Annotated in this window: 26 protein-coding genes; 11 read left to right on the forward strand and 15 right to left on the reverse strand. The window is 73.8% G+C overall.

The window, feature by feature from the left end; all coding sequences use genetic code 11:
• Nucleotides 1-95 precede the first annotated feature (95 nt).
• The 4 genes from BGP03_RS08180 (at nt 96) to BGP03_RS08195 (ending at nt 3083) form a co-directional block, all read left to right on the forward strand.
• Nucleotides 96-581: a cysteine dioxygenase family protein gene (locus tag BGP03_RS08180; protein WP_296370850.1), complete on the forward strand. Its 486-nt coding sequence runs from the start codon at nt 96-98 to the stop codon at nt 579-581.
• 22 nt (nt 582-603) lie between these two features.
• Complete coding sequence (locus BGP03_RS08185; protein ID WP_298798613.1) at nt 604-1926, forward strand: DUF222 domain-containing protein; 1323 nt, start codon at nt 604-606, stop codon at nt 1924-1926.
• Between the two features lie 57 nt (nt 1927-1983).
• Nucleotides 1984-2544: a DNA starvation/stationary phase protection protein gene (locus BGP03_RS08190; protein WP_296370851.1), complete on the forward strand. Its 561-nt coding sequence runs from the start codon at nt 1984-1986 to the stop codon at nt 2542-2544.
• Between the two features lie 191 nt (nt 2545-2735).
• On the forward strand, nt 2736-3083 hold the full coding sequence (locus BGP03_RS08195; RefSeq protein ID WP_296370852.1) for a helix-turn-helix domain-containing protein: 348 nt from the start codon (nt 2736-2738) through the stop codon (nt 3081-3083).
• Here BGP03_RS08195 and BGP03_RS08200 read toward each other — a convergent pair whose 3' ends face one another.
• From BGP03_RS08200 to BGP03_RS08225, 6 genes are all read right to left on the reverse strand, one after another.
• On the reverse strand, nt 3084-3524 hold the full coding sequence (locus BGP03_RS08200; protein ID WP_296370853.1) for an Hsp20/alpha crystallin family protein: 441 nt from the start codon (nt 3522-3524) through the stop codon (nt 3084-3086). It lies immediately after the preceding gene.
• 272 nt (nt 3525-3796) lie between these two features.
• On the reverse strand, nt 3797-4657 hold the full coding sequence (locus tag BGP03_RS08205) for an alpha/beta hydrolase (protein ID WP_296370854.1): 861 nt from the start codon (nt 4655-4657) through the stop codon (nt 3797-3799).
• Nucleotides 4658-4719: 62 nt separating this feature from the next.
• A complete protein-coding gene (gene nadD / locus BGP03_RS08210; protein WP_296370959.1) occupies nt 4720-5316 on the reverse strand; it encodes a nicotinate-nucleotide adenylyltransferase in 597 nt (198 codons plus the stop codon).
• A 10-nt stretch (nt 5317-5326) separates the two neighbouring features.
• Complete coding sequence (locus tag BGP03_RS08215) at nt 5327-5920, reverse strand: alpha-ketoglutarate-dependent dioxygenase AlkB (protein WP_296370855.1); 594 nt, start codon at nt 5918-5920, stop codon at nt 5327-5329.
• Between the two features lie 87 nt (nt 5921-6007).
• The gene (locus BGP03_RS08220) at nt 6008-6550 is read right to left on the reverse strand and encodes a TetR/AcrR family transcriptional regulator (RefSeq protein ID WP_296370856.1); all 543 of its coding nucleotides are present in this window, start codon (nt 6548-6550) and stop codon (nt 6008-6010) included.
• Between the two features lie 64 nt (nt 6551-6614).
• On the reverse strand, nt 6615-6986 hold the full coding sequence (locus BGP03_RS08225; RefSeq protein ID WP_296370857.1) for an SPW repeat protein: 372 nt from the start codon (nt 6984-6986) through the stop codon (nt 6615-6617).
• A 565-nt stretch (nt 6987-7551) separates the two neighbouring features.
• On the opposite strand from BGP03_RS08225, the gene BGP03_RS08230 reads away from it, so the two are divergent.
• Nucleotides 7552-8217: a hemerythrin domain-containing protein gene (locus BGP03_RS08230; RefSeq protein ID WP_298798596.1), complete on the forward strand. Its 666-nt coding sequence runs from the start codon at nt 7552-7554 to the stop codon at nt 8215-8217.
• Between the two features lie 40 nt (nt 8218-8257).
• Here BGP03_RS08230 and BGP03_RS08235 read toward each other — a convergent pair whose 3' ends face one another.
• Both BGP03_RS08235 and BGP03_RS08240 read right to left on the reverse strand, forming a co-directional pair.
• Nucleotides 8258-11509 carry a BTAD domain-containing putative transcriptional regulator gene (locus tag BGP03_RS08235; protein ID WP_298798594.1) on the reverse strand — a complete coding sequence of 1084 codons (3252 nt, stop codon included), beginning with the start codon at nt 11507-11509 and terminating at the stop codon, nt 8258-8260.
• Nucleotides 11506-12954: a VWA domain-containing protein gene (locus BGP03_RS08240; RefSeq protein WP_296370861.1), complete on the reverse strand. Its 1449-nt coding sequence runs from the start codon at nt 12952-12954 to the stop codon at nt 11506-11508. Before BGP03_RS08240 ends, BGP03_RS08235 begins: the two co-directional genes overlap by 4 nt.
• 115 nt (nt 12955-13069) lie before the next feature.
• On the opposite strand from BGP03_RS08240, the gene BGP03_RS08245 reads away from it, so the two are divergent.
• From BGP03_RS08245 to BGP03_RS08260, 4 genes are read left to right on the forward strand one after another with little or no spacing between them, the layout of a single operon-like run.
• Complete coding sequence (locus BGP03_RS08245) at nt 13070-13759, forward strand: response regulator transcription factor (protein ID WP_296370862.1); 690 nt, start codon at nt 13070-13072, stop codon at nt 13757-13759.
• Complete coding sequence (locus tag BGP03_RS08250; RefSeq protein ID WP_298798590.1) at nt 13756-14754, forward strand: ATP-binding protein; 999 nt, start codon at nt 13756-13758, stop codon at nt 14752-14754. The genes BGP03_RS08245 and BGP03_RS08250 overlap by 4 nt, the downstream gene beginning before the upstream one ends.
• Complete coding sequence (locus tag BGP03_RS08255) at nt 14751-16295, forward strand: DUF4173 domain-containing protein (RefSeq protein WP_298798588.1); 1545 nt, start codon at nt 14751-14753, stop codon at nt 16293-16295. The genes BGP03_RS08250 and BGP03_RS08255 overlap by 4 nt, the downstream gene beginning before the upstream one ends.
• Complete coding sequence (locus tag BGP03_RS08260; RefSeq protein WP_298798586.1) at nt 16250-17017, forward strand: oxygenase MpaB family protein; 768 nt, start codon at nt 16250-16252, stop codon at nt 17015-17017. Before BGP03_RS08255 ends, BGP03_RS08260 begins: the two co-directional genes overlap by 46 nt.
• Here the strand turns inward: BGP03_RS08260 and BGP03_RS08265 are convergent.
• Nucleotides 17010-17894: a MoxR family ATPase gene (locus tag BGP03_RS08265; protein ID WP_296370866.1), complete on the reverse strand. Its 885-nt coding sequence runs from the start codon at nt 17892-17894 to the stop codon at nt 17010-17012. The genes BGP03_RS08260 and BGP03_RS08265 overlap by 8 nt on opposite strands.
• Nucleotides 17895-17931: 37 nt before the next feature.
• On the reverse strand, nt 17932-18186 hold the full coding sequence (locus tag BGP03_RS08270) for a hypothetical protein (RefSeq protein ID WP_296370867.1): 255 nt from the start codon (nt 18184-18186) through the stop codon (nt 17932-17934).
• A 311-nt stretch (nt 18187-18497) separates the two neighbouring features.
• On the opposite strand from BGP03_RS08270, the gene BGP03_RS08275 reads away from it, so the two are divergent.
• Together BGP03_RS08275 and BGP03_RS08280 are read left to right on the forward strand one after the other, a co-directional pair.
• On the forward strand, nt 18498-20648 hold the full coding sequence (locus tag BGP03_RS08275) for a RecQ family ATP-dependent DNA helicase (protein WP_298798584.1): 2151 nt from the start codon (nt 18498-18500) through the stop codon (nt 20646-20648).
• 9 nt (nt 20649-20657) lie between these two features.
• Nucleotides 20658-21089 carry a nitroreductase/quinone reductase family protein gene (locus BGP03_RS08280; RefSeq protein WP_296370869.1) on the forward strand — a complete coding sequence of 144 codons (432 nt, stop codon included), beginning with the start codon at nt 20658-20660 and terminating at the stop codon, nt 21087-21089.
• Here BGP03_RS08280 and BGP03_RS08285 read toward each other — a convergent pair.
• The 5 genes from BGP03_RS08285 to rplU all read right to left on the reverse strand — a co-directional run bounded on the left by BGP03_RS08285 (nt 21067) and on the right by rplU (nt 25767).
• Nucleotides 21067-22320, reverse strand: coding sequence for a methyltransferase domain-containing protein (locus BGP03_RS08285; RefSeq protein WP_296370870.1), 1254 nt, complete (start codon nt 22318-22320; stop codon nt 21067-21069). The genes BGP03_RS08280 and BGP03_RS08285 overlap by 23 nt on opposite strands.
• Nucleotides 22321-22434: 114 nt before the next feature.
• Nucleotides 22435-23550 (reverse strand): glutamate 5-kinase, encoded by a 1116-nt coding sequence (proB, locus tag BGP03_RS08290; protein ID WP_298798582.1) that lies wholly within the window; start codon nt 23548-23550, stop codon nt 22435-22437.
• 6 nt (nt 23551-23556) lie between these two features.
• On the reverse strand, nt 23557-25092 hold the full coding sequence (obgE, locus tag BGP03_RS08295) for a GTPase ObgE (protein WP_296370872.1): 1536 nt from the start codon (nt 25090-25092) through the stop codon (nt 23557-23559).
• Nucleotides 25093-25165: 73 nt separating this feature from the next.
• Entirely contained in the window at nt 25166-25444 is a 279-nt protein-coding gene (rpmA, locus tag BGP03_RS08300; protein ID WP_296370873.1) for a 50S ribosomal protein L27, read from the reverse strand.
• A gap of 14 nt (nt 25445-25458) precedes the next feature.
• Nucleotides 25459-25767, reverse strand: coding sequence for a 50S ribosomal protein L21 (gene rplU / locus BGP03_RS08305; RefSeq protein ID WP_296370874.1), 309 nt, complete (start codon nt 25765-25767; stop codon nt 25459-25461).
• Between the last annotated feature and the right edge of the window lie 65 nt (nt 25768-25832).

Here is a 25832-nt window from a genome sequence, read left to right on the forward strand (position 1 = left end):
TGATCACGTGCGAGAATGGGTCTTCCAGCGCGCCTGGGCCCATCCGGACCTCGTGCTCCCTCGCCGCTCACCTCTTCGACGAAGGCGGCGCAGCTGTGCCAGGGGTCAGCACGTCCACGGTCGCGGGGCTCGGCCTCGGACCGCTCACGGCACTCACGCGGCTGGTCGCGGCCGAGGTCCGGGCGGGGTGGCACGAGGTGCCGATCGATCCCGACCGCCGCTGGTACCGGCAGCTGCGCGACGACGGCGATGTGGACGTCTGGCTCATCGGCTGGGCCACCGGCCAGGCGACGGAGCTGCACGACCACGGCAGGTCGCTCGGCGCGATGACCGTGGTGTCCGGGGTCCTGTCCGAGCAGCGCTGGGCCCCGCACCGAGGCGGGATCCGCAGCCGGCCGTTGCGGTCGGGGTGCAGCCAGGGGTTCCGGCTCGGGCACGTGCACGACGTCGTCAACGTCTCGGCGGCGCCCGCGGTGAGCGTGCACGCCTACTCCCCTCCGCTCACGGTCATGACCTACTACGAGGTGGATGTCGCGGGTCTGCACCGGGTGCGCTCGACGTCGGACGCGCAGCCAGGTTGAGCGAAACGGCCCGGTATTGTCGGTGCTCACCGGTATACTTTCGAACATGCGAGCGAGTAAGGTGCGAGCAGGTGAACCGGTCGACGACCGCACCGCCGCGCTGCTGTGCACGCTCGCCCAGATGACCGCGCACGCCACCGATCCCGGCCCCGCGACCAGCGCCGCACGGATCGACCGCATCGCCGTCCTCGAACAGCTCCGGGCTGCGCTTGCCGCCGCCCAGCACGCCGAGATGGTCGCCTTCGGACGCCAGCAGGTCGAGGAACAGATCGCCCTCGTCGAGACCGGCCGACTCGACCCGGTGGCGCTCGGGCGGGGGATCGCCGACCAGATCGCCCTCGCCTGCAAGGTCTCGCCCTTCCGCGGATCACGCCGACTCGGGATCGCCCGAGCCCTCGACAGCGACCTGCCGTGTGCCGGTGCGCTGCTCGCCGCAGGGCAGATGAGTGAACAGATCGCCGAGATCGTCGTATCGCAGACCTCCCACCTCGATCCCGAGAAGCGGCAACGGGTGGACAAGCAGCTCGCCGCAGGCGGGCTGGAGAACCTGTCGCTGCGGCGGGCCGAGAACCTGATCAAGCAATGCGCCTACGACGCCGACCGCGCCGGATACGTCGCCCGCGGCCGCACTGCGCGCAGGGACCGCCGGGTCGGGCTGCGGCCGGCCCCGGACACGATGAGCGTGCTGTCGGGGTTCCTGCCCGTCGAGCAGGGGGTCGCGTGTCTCGCGGCCTTGCGGGCCCACGCCGATGCGGTCCTGGCGGCCGGGGATGAGCGGACCCGGGACCAGGTCATGGCCGACACCCTGATCGAACGGGTCACCGGGCAGGCCACCGCGGCGGATGTGAACGTCGAGATCGGCATCGTGATGCCCCTCGAATCGCTGCTCGACCCCGACGACGGCGGCAGTGCGGAGATCGTCGGGCACGGTCCGATCCCGGCCGGGATCGCCCGGGATCTGTTGGCCTCCACCGAGGGCAAGCTGTGGTGGCGGCGGCTGTTCACCGCCCCCGCGGGCGGACCACTGGTCGGCTGCGACCCGCGCCGGCGCCGGTTCGACGGCGTCCTCGCCCACCTGATCACCATCCGCGACGGTGGCCGCTGCCGCGACCCGTTCTGCGACGCCCCGATCCGACACCTCGACCACATCGACCGCCGCCGAGCAGGCGGCCCCACGGGTTTCGCCAACGGCCGCGGCACCTGCGCCCGTGGCAACTACGTCCGGGAGGTGCCCGGCTGGCACGTCGAGGTGATCGACGACGGGCTCGGCCAGCTACCACACACCGTGCGCACCACCACCCCCACCGGCCACAGCTACCTGAGCGAAGCAGCACCGGGCCCATAGGTACGCGTCTCACCAGCGACTTGTTCAAACCTTGTGCGAGCTGGGTACGCCTCCACCATGAACACCGAGCAGGGATCCATCCACTACACCGTTCCGGGCATGGAGGAGAAGGACGCCGACGTCGTCATCGAGCTCCTGCAGGAGCGTCTCCACGCCCTCAACGATCTGGCCCTCACCCTCAAGCACGTGCACTGGAACGTGGTGGGGCCGAACTTCATCGCCGTCCACACGATGCTCGACCCGCAGGTCGACGGCGTGCGCGTCATGGTCGACGACGTCGCGGAGCGCATCGCCACCCTCGGCGGGTCGCCCGTGGGCACGCCGGGCGCGCTGGTGAAGGAGCGCACGTGGGACGACTACTCGGTCGGCCGCGGTGACGCCATCGCCCACCTCGGGGCCCTCAACCTCGTCTACACCGGGGTCGTCGGCGACCACCGCAAGGCCATCCAGGCGACCGAGGACGCCGACCCGGTGACGCAGGACATGCTCATCGCGCAGTCCAGCGAGCTCGAGCAGTACCAGTGGTTCGTGCGGGCCCACCTGGAGAGCTCCGACGGGTCGCTCGGCTCGGCGGGCGCGACCACCGAGAAGGCCGCCGCACGCGAAGCCGGCGCTTGACAAAACCTGTAGTCACCGATGTAAGGTGACTGCAGAACGAAGTGCAGAACGCCACAGGGATGGCGACCGGTCGAGACTACGGAGGGTGAACATCAGGACAGCCCCCGAACATCTGGATCATCAATAATCCTTCGCAGCGGGGCCCGGCCGATCAGGTCGGGCCCCGCATCACGTCCTGCGGGAGGGCGCCGATGGGTGTCGATCGACTCGACGACGAGGACTACCCCTCGGTGACGATGGGACAGGCCGCGGAGCTCCTCGGGGTGCAGCCGGCCTTCCTGCGCAGCCTCGACGCGGCCGGCGTGCTCGCCCCGCACCGCTCCGAGGGCGGACACCGCCGCTACTCGCGCCGACAGCTGACCCTCGCCGCGAGACTGCGTGCCCTGTTCGACGAGGGGCTCACCCTCGACGCGGCCGCGCGGATCGTCGGCCTGGAGGACCAGCTCCGCACCGCACACCGCCGCATCGACCAGCTCGAACACGGAAACGCCGCGTCGGGCCCGGCTGGCGGGCCCGACGCGGCGCCGGACGAGCAGTGATCAGGCGTCGATCGTCTTCCGATCGTCACCGGCCGACGTGATGGCGATCTTGCGGGGCTTGGCCTTCTCCGCGATCGGGATCCGCAGCGTCAGGACGCCCGACTCGTAGCTCGCGGCGATGTGCTCCATGTCGAGGGTGTCGCCCAGGAACAGCTGGCGGGAGAACACGCCGAGCGGGCGCTCGGCCACCTGCATCTCCACGTGCTCGCCTGCGGACACCGGCCTGCGCTCGGCCTTCACCGTGAGCACGTTGCGCTCCACATCGATCTCGATCGCGTCCGGATCCACCCCGGGCAGGTCGAACGAGACGACGAACTGCTCACCCGACCGGTACGCGTCCATCGGCATGGCCGTGGGGCGCGACCACGTGCCGGGGCCGGTTCCGAACGCCTGCTGGGTCAGGCGGTCCAGCTCACGGAAGGGGTCGGTTCGCATCAGCATCGCGGGCCACTCCTCTCATGATCAACGACAAGGCGGCGATGCTCCGGGGGTCGACCAGATATCTGGTCGCAACTCTCGGATATCTGCAATGATAGCTGGAGATTTACTGCACCGCAAGATGCCGACATCAACACTCGGGCCCACCATCCGATCGGCAGTCGACCATCAGCGCGGGCCGTGCGACGCTCATGATCGTCTCGTTGAGGATCATGAGAACGCGGAGCCGACCAGCAGCGCGATCACCACCCGGGCGCACCCGAGTTCACGACCGGCTACCCGAGCACCGTCCGCAGCGTGCGCGCGAAGGCCTCCGGCTGGCCGGCATAGCCGGACTCGCCGCCCAGGAAGCCACCGTGGTGGCTCGGGAACACCGTCGCCTCCTGCCCGAGCAGTGCCGCCGTGGCCTCGGCCGCGCGGGCGGTGAACGTGCCGGCGGACTCCTCCCCGACGGCGATGACGATCCGCGTCGGCGCCGCGGCCAGGGCCCGGGCGTCGGGCCGGTAGTGGGTGATGGCCAGCGCCCGCCCGGTGAGCAACGGGTCGTCGCGCTTGCCGTCGTCCTCGGTGGGCATGCCGAACGCGGCGGGGTCCGGGACCGGCTGGGCGAAGAACTCCTCGGTGAACTCGCCCTGCCACGACGTCATCGCGATGAAGGCCGCCATGCCGGCGCCGAAGCCCTTGGCCTCGTAGGCGTCCATGTAGCCGGCCTGGGCGCGTTCGGCGGCGGGGGCGTCGGGCACCACCGGGATCAGCGGCGGCTCGTGGGCCACCAGCGTGGTCACGTCGCCGGGGTGGGCGACCACCAGCGCGAGCGCGGTGACCGCACCACCGCTGCTCGCGAACATCTCGACCGGACCCGCGCCGAGCGCCTCGATCACGGCGTGCACGTCGCCGGCCTGGACCTCCGGCACGGCGTCGACCCGCCCGTCCTTGCGCGTGCTGCGCCCGATGCCACGTGGGTCGTAGGTGATCACGGTGCGGTCCGGGAGCTGCGACGTCAGTGCGGTGAAGCCGGACGCGTCCATGGGCTGGCCGATCATGAACAGCGGCGGGCGCCCGTCGGCGGTGGGCAGGGGGCCGTGCACGTCGTAGGCGAGGTCGACCTCGGGGGTCGCGAGCGTGTGGGTCGTCATGGGGTGCGGACCCCGGCCACGACCCGAACTCATCGGTCGGCGGGCTCGCAGCAGCCGGAGGCCTACTCCGCTCGGGGGCGGTAGAGGTTGCGTTTGGAGATGTACTGGACCACCCCGTCCGGCACGAGGTACCAGACCGGGTGCCCCTCCAGCACGCGCCACCGGCAGTCGGTGGACGAGATCGCCATGGCCGGCACCTCCACCAGCGAGACGGCGCCGTCGGGCAGGTGCTCCTCGGTGAGCTCGTAGCCGGGCCGGGTGACGCCCACGAAGTGCGCGAGCTCGAACAGCTCCTCGATCTTGTGCCACGAGAGGATCTGCGCCAGTGCGTCGGCGCCGGTGATGAAGAACAGGTCGGCGTCGGGGAGCTGGCGGTGCAGGTCGGCGAGGGTGTCGGCGGTGTAGGTGGGGCCGTGGCGGTCGATGTCCACACGGCTGACCGTGAACCGCGGGTTGGACGCCGTGGCCACCACCGTCATCAGGTAGCGGTCCTCGGCCTCGCTCACGACGCGGTCGACCTTCTGCCACGGGCGCCCCGTGGGCACGAAGATCACCTCGTCGAGGCCGAACCGGTCCGCGACCTCACTGGCGGCCACCAGGTGGCCGTGGTGGATCGGGTCGAACGTCCCGCCCATCACGCCGATCTTGCGATGCACCAGCGGAGAGTACTCAGTGCCCGTAGGCGTGCCGGAACTGCACGCTGATGCGCGGGCCGGACACCCGATGACACTTCGGCACCGCGTGCTGCCACGTGCGCTGGCACGACCCACCCATCACGAGCAGGTCGCCGGGACCGGGCAGCAGGGACACGCTCTCCCCACCTCCGGTGGGGCGCAGCCGGAACGGGCGCACCGCACCCAGCGACACCAGCGCCACCACGGCCTCGGGCAGCTCGCGGGCCACGCGGTCGCCGTGCCAGGCGACGCTGTCGGCGCCGTCGCGGTAGAGGTTGGCGCCGACCTGCGTGAACGCCACGCCGTAGCGGCCGGACAGCTCCCGCGCCATCGCGGCCAGCTCGGACGGGGCGTCGTCGAGCGACCACCGGTGGGTGAGACGCGGCTCGGGCACGGTCCGGTCGTACATCCGCACCGTGCGCTGCGGGCCCCACGGCGTGCCGGCGAGCAACCGGGCGAACAGACCGTCGGCGTCGTGGCACCAGCCCGGCTGGACGTCCACCCACGCTCCCCCGGCCAGATGCCGGCGACGGGGACCGCCGAGATCCAGCTCCAGGACGTCGGGCGGCTGCCAGGCGAGATCGGTCATCCCGCCGACAGTACCGAACAGGCGTTCGAACTTCTACCGGCTGACAGTGGCGATGGCGCCGATCGGCGTCAAGGGGTTCGGTGACGATCACGTCAGGGCGGCGGCGATGAAGTCCAGCTCGCGGCGCAGCCCGGCGCTCTCCGCGTGCCGGGCGGTGGAGTGGCGGTAGCTGACGGCCAGGGCGAGGAGGTGGGCCGCGCTCTCGATGTCGGGGTGGCCGCCGGCGGGCAGCGCCGCGGCGATCACCGCGCGGATCTGGCCGACGATGCGGCCGAAACGGGCCTGCAGGGCGTCGAGCACGGCGGGGTGGGTGTCGGCCTCGCGCCAGAGCAGGTGCGAGAGCGTGGCGGAACGCTCCAGCGTGCGGTCCAGCACGTCCACGAGCCGGTGCAGGCTCTCCCCCACGTCACCGGCGACCACCACCTGCTCGGTGGGGATGCACTCCTCCGGCAGGCGCTCCACCAGCGCCTCGAGCAGGTCGGGCTTGCGCGTGAAGTAGTAGTGCACGAGCCCCTTCGGCACGCCCGCGCGCTCGGCGATGCGCGACGTGGGCGTGGCGTCGAAGCCGGCCTCGGCGAACAGCTCCTCGGCCGCGGTCAGGATGCGCTCGCGGGCGGGTTCCTCGGTCATGCTCACTCCAGCGGACGCAGAGTGGCCGCGGCGCAGGAGCGTCGCGGCCACGGTTCGGGACGGATCAGTTCTGACCGGCGATGCTCCGGTGCCGGGCCGAGGCGGCCGGGACGGCCGTTCCACCGACGATCACGGCGAGCACACCGGCGACCCACGATGTCCACGCGGCCCCGCTCAGGTCGCTGTAGGTGAACACCCACGGCGAGACGAACAGCAGCACACCGAACACGACGTGCGCGTACTCACTCGCCACCGATCCCGGTGCCGCCAGCGACCACAGCGCCGCCGCCGCGATGAGCACGCCGAGCACCACGAGCGCCCACGCGGCCGCGGCCGACGTCGCCACCACGAGCGGGGACAGCGCCGCGAGCACGCCGATCACGAGAGCCGCCCAGTCCTGCCAGCGGGTCCATGCCTTGCTGGTCACGGAGACCACCTCCCTCTTTCTGAAGACACCCCCGTTCTACTCCTTGACTGACCGGCCGGTCAAGAGGGTTCTGTCGGTGGCCGCCGCTACCGTCGGCACCACGACCGACTACGGCTGATCGCCGACCACGACCCGTTCGCCCGTACCGCGGCCGGGAGCGTGGCGCTCGCCGAAGCCGCGGAGGGCAACCCCGCCGCGCGGGTGCCGACATGTCCGAGTGGACGCCTGCAGGATCCCGACGGAGAGGTGCGCACCGGACGTCCGGCCGACGGGCAGCTCACCGCCGACCTGCGAGCCGGTCCGCGCGCGTGCACCGTGGCGACGCTGAACGGGCGGCCGGGCGCGAGCACGCGCTGGACCCCGTGGTGGCCACCGACGGCATCGAGGAGTACCTCACCGGTGGCTTCTGCTCGCCCTCCACGGCCGGCGCCTGGCGGCCGACCTGCCGGTCACCGGCGACCTCGGAGTGCTGGGGCGGTTCGGCGGACGCAACGACAACAGCTGAGGAAGTGGGGAGCAAGTCGGCGGAAAGCGGGTTCGGCGACGGTGGTGCTCCCGACGAGAGGAACCCACTGTGACCACCACCCGCACCGACGGCCCCGACCTGCTCGGCATCACCCTCGCGCACCGCATGATGCGCACCGACCTGCACCGCCTGACCGACGTCGCCGGGCGCATCGCCGCCGGCGCAAGCGGCTGCACCGACCGCCGGGCCGCCGCCATCGCCACCTGGATCAACACGCTGTGCGACGAGATCCACCACCACCACACCTCCGAGGACGAGATCGCCTGGCCGGTGATCGCCCGGTACGCCGCGGGCTCCGTCGACCTCGCCGTCCTCACCGACGACCACCACGCCCTCGACCCGCTGCTCGACGAGGTGCGCTCCGCCGTGCGGGGCCTGACCACGGCCCCCACCGGCTCCCGGGGCCCGGCCGCGGGAGAACTGGCGCAGCGGCTGGCCCGGGTCCGCGACGAGATCGACGAGCACCTCGACGCGGAGGAGTCCGGCCTGTTCCCGGTGATCGAGCGCTACGTCCCGGCGGCCGAGTGGACGCGCATCGAGGAGCAGGTGCGCCGCAAGGGGCCGGGCGCGCAGTTCGTGCTGCCCCGCATGGCCGACGTCGCGAGCCCGGACGAGTGGGCGCACATGCGGGCCGTGGCCGGGCCGGTGCCCGCGGTGCTGGCCCGGCTGATGCGCCCGGGCCACCGGCGCCGCGAGCGGCTCGTGTTCGGCTGATCGGCGTCACGACCGCGGTGCTGTCACGGGCCCAGCGCTGTCAGGTGCGTAGGGCGTCCAGCGCCCGGCGTTCCCAGTGGATGGCGCCGATCTCGCGCGCGATCCGGGCGGCGGTGTGCAGGTGCGCCTCCCGCTCGGCGGCCGGCCGGCCCAGCAGCGTCGCGAGATCGGCCAGGGCGAGGTCGACGGGGCCGAGCGTGATCGACCCGCTCGACAGCCCGGCGAACGAGCCCGCCCACGGCAGCAGGTCGGCGTGGAGGCGGGCGCCCTGGACGCGGTCGGCGAAGGCGACGGCGATCTCCGCCCGCAGCACCGTCCACAGCAGCCAGTAGTAGTTGCGGGGCAGCGGGACGTCCGGGCGCCAGAGCGCTCTCGCCTCGTCGGTGCGCCCGGCCGCGATCAGGGCCACCACCACGTAGTCGACCATCGTCACGGGCAGCCGCGGCATCAGTTCCAGCAGTTCGGGGGCGAGCTCGGCGGTGCGGCCCTGGGCGTAGCGCACGGCGAACCGGCCGGCCACGCCCATGAGGTCGCCGTTGACCGCGCCGGCCGCGACGAGCCGCGCGCTCAGCGCCGCGTACATGGCCTCGGCCCGGTCGAGGTCGCCGCGCACGAGTGCCTGCAGCGCCGTGAAGATGGCGGCCCAGCCCAGCGTCAGGCCGAGCTGGCCGCCGGTGGCCGACGCGATCGCGGCGTCGGCGTGGCGTTGCGCGCCGGCGAGGTCGTGGCGCGAGATGCTGGCCATGAACAGCAGGTGGTGGCCCTGTGACCCGTAGCCGGCGAGCCCGGCCGTGCGGGCCGTGGTCACGAGCTCCGTGCCGACCGGTTCCATCTCGTGCCACAGGTCCGGGCTGAGAGCGGCGAAGAACCGCGCGTTGAGCGCCGTGCAGCGCAGGAACGGGTCATCGAGACCGGCCGAGAGCTCCATCGCCTCCGCGCTCGCCGTGCGCACCCGCTCGTCGTCGTGGCTCTCCAGCTCGAACACCATCGCGGCCAGCAGGCGGCAGCGCGTCGCGGGGTCACGGGTGGCCACCAGCGCGGTCTCCATCAGCGCCACCAGCTCGTCGTCCACCCCCATGTCGGGCCGGATCGTCCAGGACACCGGGGCGTCGTAGCTGGTGAGCGCCCGGACGAGCAGCGAAGGCCGGTCCCGGGCCCGGTCGACGGCCACCCGCCGGGCCCGCACCGCGGCGATGCTCTCACCCGCGTTGGCCAGGGCCGAGACGTGCGAGCACCGCAACGCCACCTCCCGCTCGACGCCCACCCCGGCGCCGACGGCGAGCTCCACGGCCGCACCCCACAGGCGGGCGGCCTCGCGACGGGCCCCGAAACGGTCGGCGGCCTCCGCCGCGGCGACGGCGTACTCCGCCGCCCGCCCAGCCGGCACGGACGGCCCCGCCGCGAGCGCGTGATGGGCCAGCGCGGCGTGGTCGTCGGGCCTGGCCGTCGCGAGGACGTCCAGCGTCGCCGCGTGCAGCCGGGTGCGGCGCAACCGTGGGACGTCGGCGTACAACGTGTCGCAGACCAGTGCGTGCGTGAAGCGGACGCGCCCGGGCGCGGGCTCCGCCAGCAGTCCACTCAGGACGCCCAGCTCCAGGGCGTCGAGCGTGGCGTCCTCGTCGGCGGTGAGCTGTGCCAGGACGTCGACGTCGATGTCGCGGCCCAGCACCGACGCCTGGCGCAGCACCGTCTGTGCCGGCCCCGGGAGGCGGGCCAGCCGGCGCCGCAGCACGTCGCGGACCCCGGCCGGCACGGCGTGCCCGGCGGCGGCGATGCCCTCCGCGGCGATCAGCCGCGCCAGCTCCCGCACGAACAGCGGGTTGCCCCCGGTGCGGTCCGCGACGAGGGCGACGACGGCGGGCTCCGCGTCGGCGACGCCGTGGCGGGCGAGCAGCGCACGGACCTCGTCGGGACCGAGTCCGCCCACCTCGATGCGGTCGGCGGTCGGGTCGGCCAGCGCGGCGAGCGCGGCCTCGACGTCGGGTCCGACCTCCGCGGGCCGCACCGTGGCGACGACCAGCACCGGTGACCCGGCCAACCCCTCCACCACCGAACGCAGGAGCTGCAGCGTCTCCCCCTCCGCGCGGTGCAGGTCGTCGAGCACGAGCAGCAGCGGGCCGGAGCGGGCGGCCCCGCGCAGCAGGTCGACGACGGCGCGGGCGATCCAGAACGTCTCCTGGGCGGACGTCGGCCCGGCGCGCAACGCGGCGAGCCGTCCGTCGGGGTCGGTGGCGGCGGGATGCGCGGCGAGGATCTCCTCCACCAGCTCGCGCCACGCCCAGGCCGGCGGCGCCCCGTCGACCTCGGGGCAGCGGCCGACCGCGGTGCCCCACCCGGCGCCGGCACGCTCGGCCCGGAACGCGGCCACGAGCGCGGACTTGCCGCCGCCGGCGTCGGCGGCGACGAGGACGACCTGCGCCCCGGCGGTTGCCAGGTCGGCGGCGGCGCGCAGCCGGGCCAGCTCGGACGCGCGCCCGACCAGGTCCGACGGGGCCGGCACCGGCGCGGCCGGGACGACCGGCGCGGCCACCGCCCGGGGCAGGACGTGGTCGACGTGTCCCAGCACGTCGCGTTCCACCGCGCGCAGCTCCGGGCCGGGATCGACGCCGAGCTCGTCGGCCAGCGTCCGGCGGGCGCGGGCGAGCACCGCGAGCGCGTCGCCCTGCCGACCCGTGCGGTAGAGCGCCAGCGCGAGCAGCCGCACCGCACCCTCCCGCAGCGGATGGTCGTGCAGCAGCCGCTCCAGGTCGGGGACGGCGGCGGCGGGGTCGTCCAGGGCCAGCCGCACCTGCGCCGACCGCTCGACCGCGACGAGCCGCAGCTCCTCCAGCCGGGCCGCCTCGGGCACCACCCACGGCTCGGCGGCGAACTCCGCGAACGCCGCACCGGACCAGCAGGCCAACGCGTCACGCAGGTGCCGGACGGCCACGAGCGGCTCCGAAGAGGCCGCAGCGTCGAGCAGCGCGGTGAACCGGAGGCTGTCCAGCGAGCCCGGGGCCAGCGCGTAGCCGGGCGGGACGCTGAGCAGCACGGTGGCCGGGGCGCGGGGCGGCCGGTGCGGTTCGAGGGCGCGGCGCAGGTGCGAGACGTGCACCTGCAGCGCGCTCAGCGCCCGTGGCGGGGCCTCACCGGGCCACAGGTCGTCGACGATCGCGTCGGTGGACACCACCTCGCCGCCCGCGACGGCGAGCCGGGCCAGCACGGCCCGCCGCGTACGACCCCCGAGATCGGCCGGGTGGCCGTCGACGTCCGCGCGCAGCGGGCCGAGCACCCGGAGAACCACATCGGTCATACCGGGAGCAGGGCCTCCACCACGTCCGCCAGCTGGGCGGCCGTGCGGCACTCGTGCATCGGCAGGACGTCGGCGTAGCGCAGGGCGGCGGAGTCGCCGGTGCCCCACTGCCTGCGCGGCTCCGGGTTGAGCCAGTGTGCGTGGCGGGCCGCGCCCACCAGCCGGCGCAGCACCGTGAGGTTGGGGTCGCGGTAGTTGTTGCGGGCGTCGCCGAGGATCAGCAGCGAGGTCTTGGACGTGATGGCCTCGGCCCAGAACTCGGCGAACGAGCCGAACGAGCCGCCGTAGTCGCTGTGGCCGTCGAACGCGGTGAGATCGGCCTCGCGCAGCACCCGCTGCATGACGCCCGACAGCTCGGCCCCCGGCTCGAACAGGTGGGTCACCTCGTCGGCGCGCTCCACGAACGCGAACACGCGCACCTTGGAGAACTGCTCGCGCAGCGCCTGGACCAGCAGCAACGTGAAGTGGCTGAACCCGGCCACCGAGCCGGAGACGTCGCAGAGGATCACCAGCTCCGGACGGCCGGGCCGCTTCGTCCTGTACGCGGGCCGCATCGGCACGCCGCCGGTGGACATCGAGCGGCGCAGCGTGCGCCGCATGTCGAGCGTGCCGCGGTTCGCCCGCTTGCGGCGCACCGCCAGGCGCGCGGCCAGCCGGCGGGCCAGCGGGTGGACGGTGCGGCGCAGGGCGGTGAGCTGCTCGGCGTAGGCGGAGAGGAACTCGACCTGCTCGGCCTGCTTGGGCACGGCGGTCTTGGCCACCTGCTCCCGGCCGCGCATCTCCGCGGTACGGCGGCGCACCTCGTCGGTGACCATCTTCCGGAAGGCGGCGATGCGGTCGCGAATCTCGCGTCGGCGCATCTCGTCGGAGAAGTCGCCGGCCTCGTCCGGGTTCGCGACCTTCAGGTCGTCCATGATCCGGGCGAGCAGCGTTTCCGGGGACAGCATGCGCAGCGCCTGGTAGGCCGACCAGCTCGGCTGCCCGCCCGCCCCGCGGATGCCCTGGCCCGCCCCGCCGGAGGTGCCCAGCGCGTCGACGACGGCGCGGGCCAGCTCCTGGAGCGCCTTGTCGTCGCCGTCGCGGAGCAGGTCGGCGAGGATGTCGCGCAGCGCGTCGACGTCGACGGGGCCGTCGGCGGCGTCCCCGTTCTCGTCACCGACGCGGGGCACCTCCACCTCGGAGCTGCCGGCGCCGAGGGCGGCCGGGAAGAAGAGGTCGAACAGCGTGTCGAACTGGGCGCGCTGGCCGGAGCGGCGCAGCAGCGCCGCAGCCAGACCCTCGCGCAGGTGCTCGCGGTGGATGATGTCGAGCGCGCCGAGCACGCGCGCGGCGTCGATGGTCTCGCCCGGGCCGACGGCCACACCGTGGGTGCGCAGCGCGGAGACGAAATCCACCAGGTGGCCCGACAACCCGTGCTCCGACCCGATCCGCTCCACCGTCGCCATGTCCCCATGATGCCCCGGGGGGCCCGCCGATCTCCATGACGGCCGGGATCCGATCTTCACAGAACCTCCACAGCGACCACCGGCCACCTGCACAACTCGCCCCTACGCTCGCCCCATGAGCGGGAGACAGCGACGGGTACTGGTCGTCGACGACGAGCCCACCATCGCGGCGTCCGTGGCCGCCCGGCTGCGCGCCGAGGGGTTCGGCGTCGACATCGCCCACGACGGCCCGTCCGCCGTGGAGAGCGTCCGGGCCGACCCGCCCGACCTCGTGGTCCTCGACGTCATGCTGCCCGGCTACGACGGGCTGGAGGTGTGCCGGCGCATCCAGGCCGACCGTCCGGTCCCGGTGCTGATGCTCACCGCACGCGACGCCGAGACCGACCTCCTGGTGGGGCTGGGCGTGGGCGCCGACGACTACATGACCAAGCCGTTCTCGCCCCGGGAGCTCGCCGCCCGGGTGCATGCGCTGTTCCGGCGGATCGACCGGATGACCGAGCCCGGCGCGACCGGCACGCCCGTCCGGCTCGGCGACCTGGAGATCGACCCGGCGCAGCGCCGCGTGTCCCGCGCGGGCGAGCCCGCCCACCTGACGCCGATCGAGTTCGACCTGCTCTCCCACCTGGCGGCACGGCCGCGTGACGTCCACGCCCGGGAGGTGCTGCTGGAGCAGGTGTGGGGCTGGGCCGCCGGCACGACGACGCGCACGGTGGACAGCCACGTCAAGGCGTTGCGTCGCAAGCTCGGGGCGGACCTGATCCGGACGGTGCACGGCGTCGGCTACGCGCTGGAGGTGCGGGGATGACCGTCGTGGAGCTCCTGCCTCGCCCGCTCGACCGCATCCCCTGGATCAAGCTCAAGATCACGGTGCTCTACGCGGTCTCGGCCGCGGCCGGGCTGGCCTACCTCTGGTACACCTACCGCTGGGTGCCACCGCTGACGGTCACGCTGGTCGCGGTGGCGATCGTGCTGGTCACCGGCCAGGTCCTGGCCCACGGCATGACGCGCCCGCTGCGGGAGATGACGGCGGCCGCGCGGGCGATGGCCCAGGGCGACTACACGCGCCGGGTCCGGGCCACCTCCCGCGACGAGGTGGGCGCGCTCGCGGCGGCGTTCAACCGGATGGCCGCCGATCTGGAGGCCGCCGACCAGCACCGTCGCGAGCTCATCGCGAACGTCTCCCACGAGCTGCGCACGCCGATCACGGCGCTGCGGGCCGTGCTGGAGAACGTCGTGGACGGGGTCGCCGAACCGGATCCGACGACGTTGCGCACCGCGCTGGCCCAGACCGAGCGGCTCGGCACGCTGGTCGCCGAGCTGCTCGACCTCTCCCGCATGGAGGCCGGGGTGCTGGCGATCGAGCGCGAGCCCTTCGCGCTGGCCCCGTTGCTGGCCGACGCGGTCGCGGAGGTGTCGCTCACCGACCGGGGCGTCGGGTTCCAGGTGGACGTCACCCCGCCCGACGCGGTGGTGCACGCCGACCGCGACCGCCTGCACCAGGTGGTGGTCAACCTGCTCGACAACGCCGCACGGCACGGCCCACCGGGTTCCGCCGTGCGCATCGACGCCCGACACCGGGAAGAGGGGCTGGTCATCGACGTGTCCGACGAGGGACCGGGGATCGCGCGGGCCGACCGCGAGCGGGTGTTCCACCGCTTCACCCGCGGGGAGCGGGCCGCCGGGGGCGGTACGGGACTGGGGCTGGCGATCGCGCGCTGGGTGGTGGACCTGCACGGCGGCCGGATCGGCGTCGTCGAGACCGGCGGGCCGGGCTGCCGGATCCGGGTGACGCTCCCGTGAGCGCCCCGGTGAGATCAGCCGAGCTGGGCATGGTTCACGAGCCCGTCCCGCCGCCCGTGTCGGTGTTCGGGAAGCACTGGCCGGGGCCGCTGCTGCCCCCGTCCCGGCGGCTCCTGGGGGTGGCAGCCGCGACGGGGGTGGGCGCGGCCGTCGCGATCCCGGACGGACGCGACGGCGTCGGCTGGCTCGTGACGGGCCTGCTCCTGGTGGGAGCCGTCCTGGCGATCGGCTGGCGTCCGCTGCGCCCGCCGGGTGAGCTGCTGCCGCACCGGGTCGCGGTCGTCGAGACCGCGTGGATGCCCGTGGCCGTCGCGCTGTCCGGGGTCGCCGCGGTGCGCGACGCGGGCTGGCTCGTCGGGTTCTGCATGCTGGCCGCGTGCGCCGCCGGGTCGCTGGCCGTGGCGGGTCGGTCGTTCCGCTCGGTCGTCCGGGGCGCGGTCGCCGTCCCGCTCGGGGCGCTGCGCAGCCCGCTCTGGGTGGGTCGCGGTCTTCGCGCGATGCGCCGGACCACCGGGGGGCTGCGGCTCGTCGCGTCGCTGCTGGTCGGGCTGGGTCTGCTCGCGGTGTTCGGGCCGCTGCTGGCCTCGGCCGACCCGGCGTTCGGCGAGGTGCTGGCCGGCCTCGTCCCGACCCTCGACGGGGGCGCGGTGCCCGGCTGGGTCGTCCGGTTCGGGCTGGGCGCGGCCGGGGTGGTCGGGGCCGGGTTCCTGCTGGCCGCGCCACCGACGGCGCCTCCACCACCGGAGCGCGTCTCCCGGTTGCGCACGGTGGAGTGGGGCCTGCCGGTGGGGCTGCTCGCCGGGCTGTTCGCGCTCTACGTCGCCACGACGCTGCCCAGCCTGTTCGGGCTCGACGCCCACGTGCGCGACACCAGCGGGCTGACCTACGCCGAGTACGCCCGCAGCGGCTTCTGGCAGCTGCTCACGGTGACCGTGCTGTCGTTGCTGGTGATCGTGCTGGGGTCGCGCTGGGCCCCGCCGGCTGCTCCCCTGTGGACGCGCGGGCTGCTCGGTGCGCTGGCCGGGCTCACCCTCGTCATCGTCGCGTCGGCGCTGACCCGGATGTGGCTCTACCAGCAGGTCTACGGCTTCACCGTGCTCCGGCTGCTGGTGCTCACCTGCGAGCTGTGGCTGGGCGCCGGGTTCGTCATGATGCTGGTGTCGGTGTTGCGGCTGCGACCGGTGCGGTACGCGCGCGGGATGTTGGCCGCGGGGATCGGCGCGCTGCTGGCCCTGGCCGTGCTCGACCCCGAGCGGTTCGTCGCCGAGCACAACGTCGACCGCTACGCCGCGACCGGACGCATCGACGTCGAGTACCTGTCGGGGCTCTCGGCCGACGCGGTGCCGGCGCTGCAACGGCTGCCCGAACCGCTGCGGTCCTGCGCGCTGGCCCCGATCGCGGCCCGGTTGGGCCCGGTCGAGGAGGGCGGCTGGCGCAGCACGAACCTGAGCCGGGCCGGGGCGCGGGCGGACCTCGCGGCTGCGACGATCGGGACGTGCAGGATGGCCTCCTCTGGGAGCTCGCGGGCGACCGACGACTGATCATGGTGCTGCCCGGGTCGATGGTGATGCAGGTGGCGCACCCCGTCGTCGGGGCGGGCGTGGGTGCGCACTCGGTGTTCAGGGCCGACCCGTGGGGGCGGCTGTTCCACTCGCTGGACTCGATGCTCACGCTCGCCCGGGGCGGTCCCGGGGCCGCCGCCGAGGGGGCGCGGCTCCGCGCGGTGCACCGGGAGATCCGCGGCGTCGACGACCGCGGCCACCGCTACAGCGCACTGCATCCCGAGGCGTACGCGTGGGTGCACCTGACGCTCTACGAACGGCTGGTGACGATGTCGCGCCTGTTCGGCCCGCCGGTGGACCAGGCGCGGCTCTACGCCGAGTTCCTCGAGCTGGGTGACGCGCTGGGCATCCGCCGCCACCACCTGCCCGCCGACGAGCCCGCCGTGTGGCCCCACCTGAAGCACATGACGGCGGACGTGCTGGAGAACCACCCGACCGTCCACGCGTTCCTGCACGTCCTGCGCACCAGCCCGGTGCCGCTGCCCCGCTGGCCATCGGGCCTGCGGTGGGCGTGGCCGGCGGTGGGACGGCCGTTCGGGGAGGTGGCCCACTTCCTCGCGGTCGGCACGCTCGACCCGGCGCTGCGCGAGCTGCTGGGCCTGCGCTGGACCGACCGGCAGGAGAACGTGCTGGCGCGGATGGCCGACGGCGTGCGGCGCGGAGCGCCGCGGCTGCCCGACCGGATCCGCCGCGTCAGTTGAGCCGCAGCTCGGCGGCTGCCTTCACCGCGTCGGACTGGTGCTTCAGCACGACGCCCAGCGTGGCGCGCACGGCGTCGTCGTCGAGGGTGTCGAGGCCCAGGGCGAGCAGCGTGCGTCCCCAGTCGATGGTCTCGGCCACCGACGGCGACTTGCGCAGCTCCAGCCCGCGCAGCACCCGCACCGTGCGGACCAGGGCGTCCACGAGGTTCTGGGCCAGCTCGGGCACCCGGCTCGCGACGATGCGCCGCTCCAGGTCGGCGTCGGGGAAGTCCAGGTGCAGGAACAGGCAGCGGCGCTTGAGCGCCTCCGACAGCTCGCGCGTGGAGTTCGACGTCAGCAGCGCGAACGGGCGGCGCGTGGCGGTGATCGTGCCCATCTCCGGAACGGTGACCTGGAAGTCCGACAGGACCTCCAGCAGCAGCCCCTCGACCTCGACGTCGGCCTTGTCCATCTCGTCGACGAGCAGCACGGTGGGGTCGCTGCGCCGGATCGCGGTGAGCAGCGGGCGCGGCAGCAGGAACTCCTCGGAGAACACGTCGTCGCGCGTCTCGTCCCACGACTCGTCGTTGCGGCCGGCGGTGATGCGCAGCAGCTGCTTGGCGTGGTTCCACTCGTAGAGCGCGCGGGCCTCGTCGATGCCCTCGTAGCACTGCAGGCGCACCAGCCCCGACCCCGTGCACTCGGCGACCGCCTTGGCCAGCTCGGTCTTGCCGACTCCCGCGGGCCCCTCGACCAGCAACGGCTTGCCCAGCCGGTCGGCGAGGAAGACCGTGGTGGCGACGGCGGTGGAGGCGAGGTACCCCACGCCGGCGAGCCGCTCGGCCACGTCGGAGACGGAGCCGAAGAGGGGCGACTGGAGTTCACTCACGCTGGTCATCCTGCATGACGCGCACCGGTTCTGCCCGAGCGGTAGATCACACAAGCGTCGTGGTGACCGCACGGACGTTCTGACCGGGGTGCCGTCCACCGGACTCCCCCACCTTGCCGAGCTCCGGCCAGGCGAAATCCACCTCCCCGAGCGGTGCGGTGTGGACGTGCAGCCGCCCCGTGCGCAGCCCCCCGGATCGTCGTGGTCGGCTGGTGTGGACGCGGTCGAGCGGGATGTTCCAGATCGGGAGGCCGTGCTGCACCGCCGCCGGGACGTGGCTGATCACCGAATCGGGCGCCACCCGGGGGACGGCCGCCGCCACGAGGAGCGCGTGCCTGGCCTCGCGCCTCCGCAGGCGCGGGTCGGGCGACCGGAGGTGGGCGCCGTCCGTGATCGCCGTGCGGACCCGCGGCTTCGTGGCCGATCGAGCACATCCACCCACCCCACCCCACCGCACCGCCATCCTCGCGGCTGCACCGGCGTCCTGACGCCGCGGTCCCCACGGCGCGTGTGCCGTCATCCCGGGAACCGGGTGAAGGACGGGGTGTGGCCGTCGGGGGCGCGGGACCGCCCCCGCGCGGAACTGTCGGTGCCCTCGTCCACCATGGGGGCATGACCACCACCGAGCAGGACCTCCGCTCCCGCGCCGAGGAGGTGCTGGCCACCCTCGCCGGCCCCGACGCCCGGCTGCGGGAGGACCAGTGGACGGCCATCCACGCGCTGGTCGCCCTGCGCAAGCGGGCGCTGGTCGTCCAGCGCACGGGGTGGGGCAAGTCGGCCGTCTACTTCGTGGCCACCGCTCTGCTGCGGGAGGCCGGCGCGGGCCCCACGGTCATCGTCTCGCCGCTGCTCGCGCTGATGCGCAACCAGATCGACGCCGCCGAGCGCGCGGGTATCCGGGCGGTCACGGTCAACTCGGCCAACACGGGCGACTGGGAGCGCACCTACGACGCGGTCGACGCCGGTGAGGTCGACGTGCTGCTGGTCAGCCCCGAGCGGCTCAACAACCCCGATTTCCGCGACCGCGTGCTCCCCCGGCTCACCGCGAGCGCCGGCATGCTCGTCGTCGACGAGGCCCACTGCGTGTCCGACTGGGGCCACGACTTCCGGCCCGACTACCGCCGCCTGCGCTCGCTCATCGCCGAGCTGCCCGACGGCATCCCGGTGCTCGCCACCACGGCCACGGCCAACGACCGCGTGGTCGTCGACGTCACCGAGCAGCTAGGTCTGCAGGCCGGCCGGCCGCTGGTGCTGCGCGGCTCGCTCGACCGCGAGAGCCTGCGGCTGTCGGTGGTGAAGCTGCGCACGGCCGCCGACCGGCTGGGCTGGCTCGCCGCCCAGATGGACGCGCTGCCGGGCGCCGGCATCATCTACACGCTCACCATCGCCGCGGCCGAGGAGGTGGCCGACTTCCTGCGCGAGCGCGGCTACCCCGTGGCGTCCTACACGGGCAAGACCGACCCGGCGGAGCGCCTCGCGGCGGAGGGCGACCTGCTGGCCAACCGGGTGAAGGCGCTGGTCGCCACGAGCGCGCTGGGCATGGGCTTCGACAAGCCCGACCTGGGGTTCGTCGTCCATCTGGGGGCACCCGCGTCACCGGTGGCCTACTACCAGCAGATCGGACGCGCCGGGCGCGCCGTCGAGCGCGCCGAGGTGATCCTGCTGCCCGGCCACGAGGACCAGGACATCTGGCGCTACTTCGCCTCGCTCGCGTTCCCGTCGGAGCCGGTGGTACGCCAGACGTTGCGGGTGCTGGGTGACGAGACGCTGTCCACCGCGGCCATCGAGACGCGCGTCGACCTCTCGCGAACCCGGCTGGAGATGCTGCTCAAGGTGCTCGACTCCGACGGCGCCGCCAAGCGCGTCAAGGGCGGGTGGGTGGCCACCGGGCAGGACTGGTTCTACGACGAGGAACGCCACCGGCGCATCGCCACGGCGCGCAAGGCCGAGCAGCAGGCCATGCTCGACTACATCGACACCCGCGAGTGCCGGCTGGTGTTCCTGCGCAACCAGCTCGACGACGCCGGAGCCGAGAAGTGCGGCCGGTGCGACAACTGCGCGGGCGCGGCGTGGAGCACCGACGTCGACGGCGCGGCGTCGGCCGCGGCCGCGGAGCGCATCCAGCGGCCCGGGGTCGAGGTGGCGCCGCGCAAGCAGTGGCCGTCGGGGATGAAGGAGCTCGACGTGCCGGCGTCGGGGAAGATCCCGGCGGGTGAGCTGGCGGAGCCGGGGCGGGTGATCGGAAGGCTGTCCGACATCGGATGGGGACCGCGGCTGCGCGAGCTGCTCGATCCCGCGCCCGCCCCCGACGACGAGCTCGGACCCGACATCGACCCGGAGACCGGCGAGCCGGTGTCGGCCACCGACCTGCCCGTGCCGAAGGACGTCCTCGACGCCGTGGTGCGGGTCCTCGCCGGGTGGGGCTGGGAGGAGCGGCCGGTGGGCGTGGTCGGGATCGGGTCGCGCACCCGTCCGCACCAGCTCGACCACCTCGCGCGGCGGATCTCCGAGATCGGCCGGCTGCCGCTGCTCGGCACGCTGGTGTCCGCGGGGGCGCGGCCCGGTGCGCACGCCAACTCCGCGCAGCGCCTGGCCGCGGTCTGGAACGCGTTCGACGAGCCGGCGTTCCCGGTGCCGGCGGGCCCGGTCCTGCTCGTCGACGACCTGATCGACACCGGCTGGACCATGACGGTGGCCGCGCGGCTGCTGCGCCGGGCCGGGGCCTCCGCGGTCCTGCCGTTCGCGCTGGGCCAGGCGGGATAGCCTTCGGCCATGCCATCCGACATCGCGATGAAGGCCATGAACGGCGTCCACCGGCTCGTCCTCAAGGCCACCGGCGGCAAGCTCGGCTGGGACGCCATGGGCATGCCCGTGCTGGAGCTCACCACGATCGGGCGCAGGAGCGGCCAGCCGCGCTCGGTCATGCTCACCTCGCCCGTCGCCGAGAACGGCAGCCGGGTGGTCGTCGCGTCCCGGGGCGGTGACGACGCGCACCCGGCCTGGTTCCTCAACCTGCGCGACAACCCGAAGGTGGAGGTCGCGCTCAAGGGCGGCCCGAAGCAGCCGATGACCGCCCGGATCGCCACGCCGGAGGAGCGGGCCCGGCTCTGGCCGCAGATCACCGAGCGGTTCACGAACTACGCCGGCTACCAGCGCAAGACCGAGCGCGAGATCCCCCTGGTCATCCTGGACCCGGTGGCCTGAGCTCGGGAGCAGCGGCCACCGGAGGCAGGTCCAGGAGCAGCCGGTGCGCCGACGTGCGCACGGTGACCACCCCCGGCGCCGGAGGGGAGCCGTCCTCCGGCCACACGGTGATCCGCCAGGCCGGGGCCCCGGGGCAGCCGGCCGCCCACCAGGCCCGCAGCGCGCCGAGGAGCCGGACGGCCAGCGGGTGCCCCGCCGGCCCGAAGGGGCGAACGGCCAGCGCGGTCCGGACACCGGAATCCCGCGGCTCCGCGAGCACGGCCGCCGCCAGCCCCGGCTCCGCTCCGGGCGGGCTGACCAGGGCCGATACCGGGAGGTCCAACCCGGCGACCGGTCCGGATCCGGTGGGGAGCAGCCGCGCCGCGGCGAGGTCGGTGAGGGCCAGCCACAGCCCGAAGCCGTCCCACACGTCCTGCGGGCCCAGCGTCAGATAGCCGAGTGCCGCGCCGGCCGTGAGCGGGTCGCGGGGATCGAGCAGGACCGTCGCCACGGCCTCGGCGTCGACCCCCGGGCCGTCGGCAGGCACCTGCACCGCCCCGCCGCCCGGCAGCGGCACCACCGCGTCGCGCTCGGCCCCGATCCCGCGCAGCCGGATGAAGGAGCAGCCGCGCACGGAGTCGCTGCGCAGGACGCCGTCGGGACCGAGGTCGAACGCGATCGACAGCTGGCTCCCCCGCACCCCGAGCGGCACCAGCAGCCGGCCGGCGGGCGCGAGCTGCGCCACCCACTCCGGGCGGACGTCGGCGCTGCCGACCGTGAGCACGATCCGGTCGTAGGGCGCCCCCGGCGGATGCCCGAGCGCGCCGTCCGCGCACACCAGCTCGACGTCCCCGGTACCGGCCGCGGCCAGGTGGACGGCGGCGGAGGCGACCAGGCCGGGGTCGATGTCCACCGACGTGACGTGGCCGGCCGGTCCCACCATCCGCGCCATGAGCGCGGCGTTCCAGCCGGTGCCGGCCCCGATCTCCAGGACGCGCAGGCCCGGCCGCAGCGCGAGCTGCTCCAGCATGATCGCCACCATCGACGGCTGCGACGCCGAGCTGGTGGCCGCCCCGTCCACGTGCTGGACGGGCACGGCCCCGTCGGCGTAGGCGTCCGCGACGTCGACGCCGGGCAGGAACAGGTGCCGCGGCACGGCCCGTAACGCGTCCTCGACGGCCGGGCTGAGCACCCGACCGCCGGTGACCAGGGCGTCGACCATCCCGGATCGGAGGAGATGGGCGCTGGTCATCGGCCTGAGTGTGGCCGCGACCGGGGTGCCCGACAACATCAGAGCCACGTTCCCCGACCATCGTCGTCACCGGCGCGCCGCCTGCCGGTTCCGACGAGAGTGCCGTTCGTCGGTTCAGAGAGCGACCAGGTCGTCGGCGTGGACCACCTCGCGGCGGTGCTCCGTCGGCAGGTCCCGGCTTCTCCGGCCGATCAGGCCCGGGAGCTCCGCGGCGTCGAAGCCCACCACGCCGCGGGCGACGACCACACCGTGCGGGCCGACCAGGTCCACCACGTCACCGGCCACGAACTCGCCGGAGATGCCGTGGATGCCGGCGGCCAGCAGGGAGCGGCGGCGTTCGATCACCGCCGCCACCGCACCGGCGTCCAGGTCGAGGCGGCCGCGGACGTCAGCGGCGTGCCGGAGCCAGAACCTGCGCGCCGACATCCGCCGCCCCGACGTGCGGAACGCGGTGCCCACCGCCGGGCCGTCGGCGGAGGTGTCGAGGGCGCCGTCGATGTCGGCCGCCGCCGCGAGCAGCACCGGGATGCCAGCGGCGGTGGCCATCGCCGCCGCGGTGATCTTGGTGGCCATGCCGCCGGTCCCGAGGCTGCCCTGGCCCGGACGCGCGATCTGCACGGCGTCGAGGTCGGAGGGTGCGTCGACGTCGCGGAGCAACCGGGAGCCGGGCTTGCGGGGGTCGCCGTCGTAGAGGCCGTCGACGTCGGAGAGCAGCACGAGCCCGTCGGCACCGACGATGTGGGCCACCAGCGCGGCGAGGCGGTCGTTGTCGCCGACCCGGATCTCGTCGGTGGCCACCGTGTCGTTCTCGTTGACCACCGGCAGCACCCCGAGGCCGAGCAGCCGTTCCAGGGTGCGCTGGGCGTTGCGGTAGTGAGCGCGGCGGATCATGTCGTCGGCGGTGAGCAGGACCTGGCCGATGGCCTGGCCGTGGCGGCCGAACGACGCGCCGTAGGCCTGGGCGAGCTGCAGCTGCCCGACCGATGCCGCGGCCTGCTGGGTGGCGAGGTCGCGGGGGCGTTTGGTGAGCCCCAACGGGGCCAGCCCGGCCGCGATCGCCCCCGACGAGACGAGCACCACCTGGCTGCCGGCCGCCCGCCGCTTGGCCAGCGCGTCGACCAGCGCGTCGAGGCGGACGGGGTCGAGCCCACCGTCGAGGCTGGTGAGCGACGACGACCCGACCTTGACGACGACGCGCCGGGCCGCGGCGAGCTGGAGCCGGGCGTCCACGTGTGTCTAGCCCTCCTCTGTCCCATCCGAGAACGGCTCAGCGAACGGCTCAGCGAACGGCTCAGCCCAAGGGGACTCCGACGCCTGCATCTGCGCGATGGCGAGCTCGGCGTCGGTGCGCGGGATCCGGCGGGCGTTGCGGGCGGCCTTGCGCTCGTGGGCGGGCACGCGGTCGCTCTGCTCCAGCCGGATGTCGGTGCCGCGGCCGGTCATCATCGCGGCGATGCCGGCGGGGGTGCTGGGCTCCCACTCGAACGTGACGTCGCCGATCGTGACCGGGCAGTGCGGGCGGGCCCCGGCCTTGGCCAGCGCGTCCTCGACGCCGGCGCGGGCGAGCCGGTCGCCCAGGTAGCCGACGGCCTCGTCGTTGTCGAAGGCCGTCTGGCGGATCCAGCGCTCGGGGCGCGCACCGCGGACGATGAAGCCGCCGTCGAGCTCCGGGTCGGCCTCGACGGTGAAGCCCTCGTCGTCGACGGCGGTGGGCCGCAGCACGACGCGCGTGGCCTCGACGACGGGTTGGGCGGCGCGGTACTCGCGCACCTCCTGCGCCATCGCGAACGTCAGCTCGCGCAGGCCGGCGTGGCTGGCGGTGGAGATCGCGAACACGGGCCAGCCGAAGCGCTCCTTCACGTCGGCGGCCACGAGCTCGGCCATGTCGCGCGCGTCGGGCACGTCGATCTTGTTGAGCGCGACGATGCGGGGCCGCTCGGACAGCTCGCCGCCGAGCGCCGGGGTGTAGCGGGCGAGCTCGTCCTCCAGGGCGACGATGTCGGCGACCGGATCGCGGCCCGGCTCGAACGTCGCGCAGTCGACGACGTGCACGAGCACCGAGCAGCGCTCGATGTGGCGCAGGAAGTCCAGGCCCAGGCCACGGCCCTCGGACGCGCCGGGGATCAGCCCGGGCACGTCGGCGACGGTGAAGACGTCGGCGCCCGCGGTGACCACGCCGAGCTGCGGGACGAGCGTGGTGAACGGGTAGTCGGCGATCTTCGGTCGGGCCGCGGACAGCGCCGCGACCAGCGAGGACTTGCCCGCCGACGGGAACCCGACGAGCCCGACGTCGGCCATGGAGCGCAGCTCCAGCACGAGGTCGCGGCTCTCCCCCGGCTCGCCGAGCAGCGCGAACCCGGGCGCCTTGCGCGACTGGGACGCGAGCGACGCGTTGCCCAGCCCGCCCCGGCCGCCCTCGGCGGCGACGAAGCGGGTGCCCGGGCCGGTCAGGTCGGCGATGATCTCGCCGTCGGTGGAGAACACCACGGTGCCGTCGGGGACGAGCATCTCGATGTCCTCGGCGTTGGCGCCCATCTTCCAGCCGCCCTGGCCCTGCTTGCCGTTGCGCCCGAGGGCGTGCGGGCGGTGGTGGAAGTCCAGCAGCGTGTGCACGCCGGCGTCGACGACGAAGACGACGCTGCCGCCCTTGCCGCCGTTGCCGCCGTCGGGGCCACCGAGGGGCTTGAACTTCTCACGATGGATCGAGGCGCAGCCGTTGCCGCCCGCCCCCGCTGTGGCGTGCACCACCACGCGGTCCACGAACTTCGACATCAACTACTCCTGGGTTACATGACGAACGGCGGACCACCCACGAGGGGCGGCCCGCCGTCCGGGAAAGCGTCGTTCAGACGGAGACCGGCTCCGCAGGAACCTCGACCGGAACGATGTTGATGACCTTGCGACCGCGCGAGTAGCCGAACTCCACCGCGCCGGGCGCGAGGGCGAACAGCGTGTCGTCGCCACCACGGCCGACGTTGACGCCGGGGTGGAACTTGGTGCCGCGCTGGCGGATGATGATCTCACCGGCGTTGACGACCTGACCACCGAAGCGCTTGACGCCGAGGCGCTGGGCGTTGGAGTCGCGACCGTTGCGGGAGCTGGACGCACCCTTCTTGTGTGCCATGGCTGCGTCTCCTCTTACTTCGCGATGCCGGTGACCTGGACCTTCGTCAGCGGCTGACGGTGCCCCTGACGCTTGTGGTACCCGGTCTTGTTCTTGAACTTGTGAATGCGGATCTTCGGGCCCTTGGTGTGCTCGACGACCGTGGCGGTGACGGACGCGCCGGCCAGCGCCGCGGCGTCGGTGACGACGTTGTCGCCGTCGACCAGCATCAGCGCGGGCAGCGTGATGCTGGCGCCCGGCTCACCCTTGATCTTCTCAACGGTGAGCACGTCGTCGACGGCCACCTTGTACTGCTTACCGCCGGTCTTGACGACTGCGTACATCGACGCACTGCTCCAAAGCTCGAGGGACGAAGCGTGGGATCGCCTCGTTGGTGGTGGTCCCACGC

The organism is Pseudonocardia sp. 73-21 (genome assembly GCF_001899645.1).
GTDB lineage: Bacteria > Actinomycetota > Actinomycetes > Mycobacteriales > Pseudonocardiaceae > Pseudonocardia.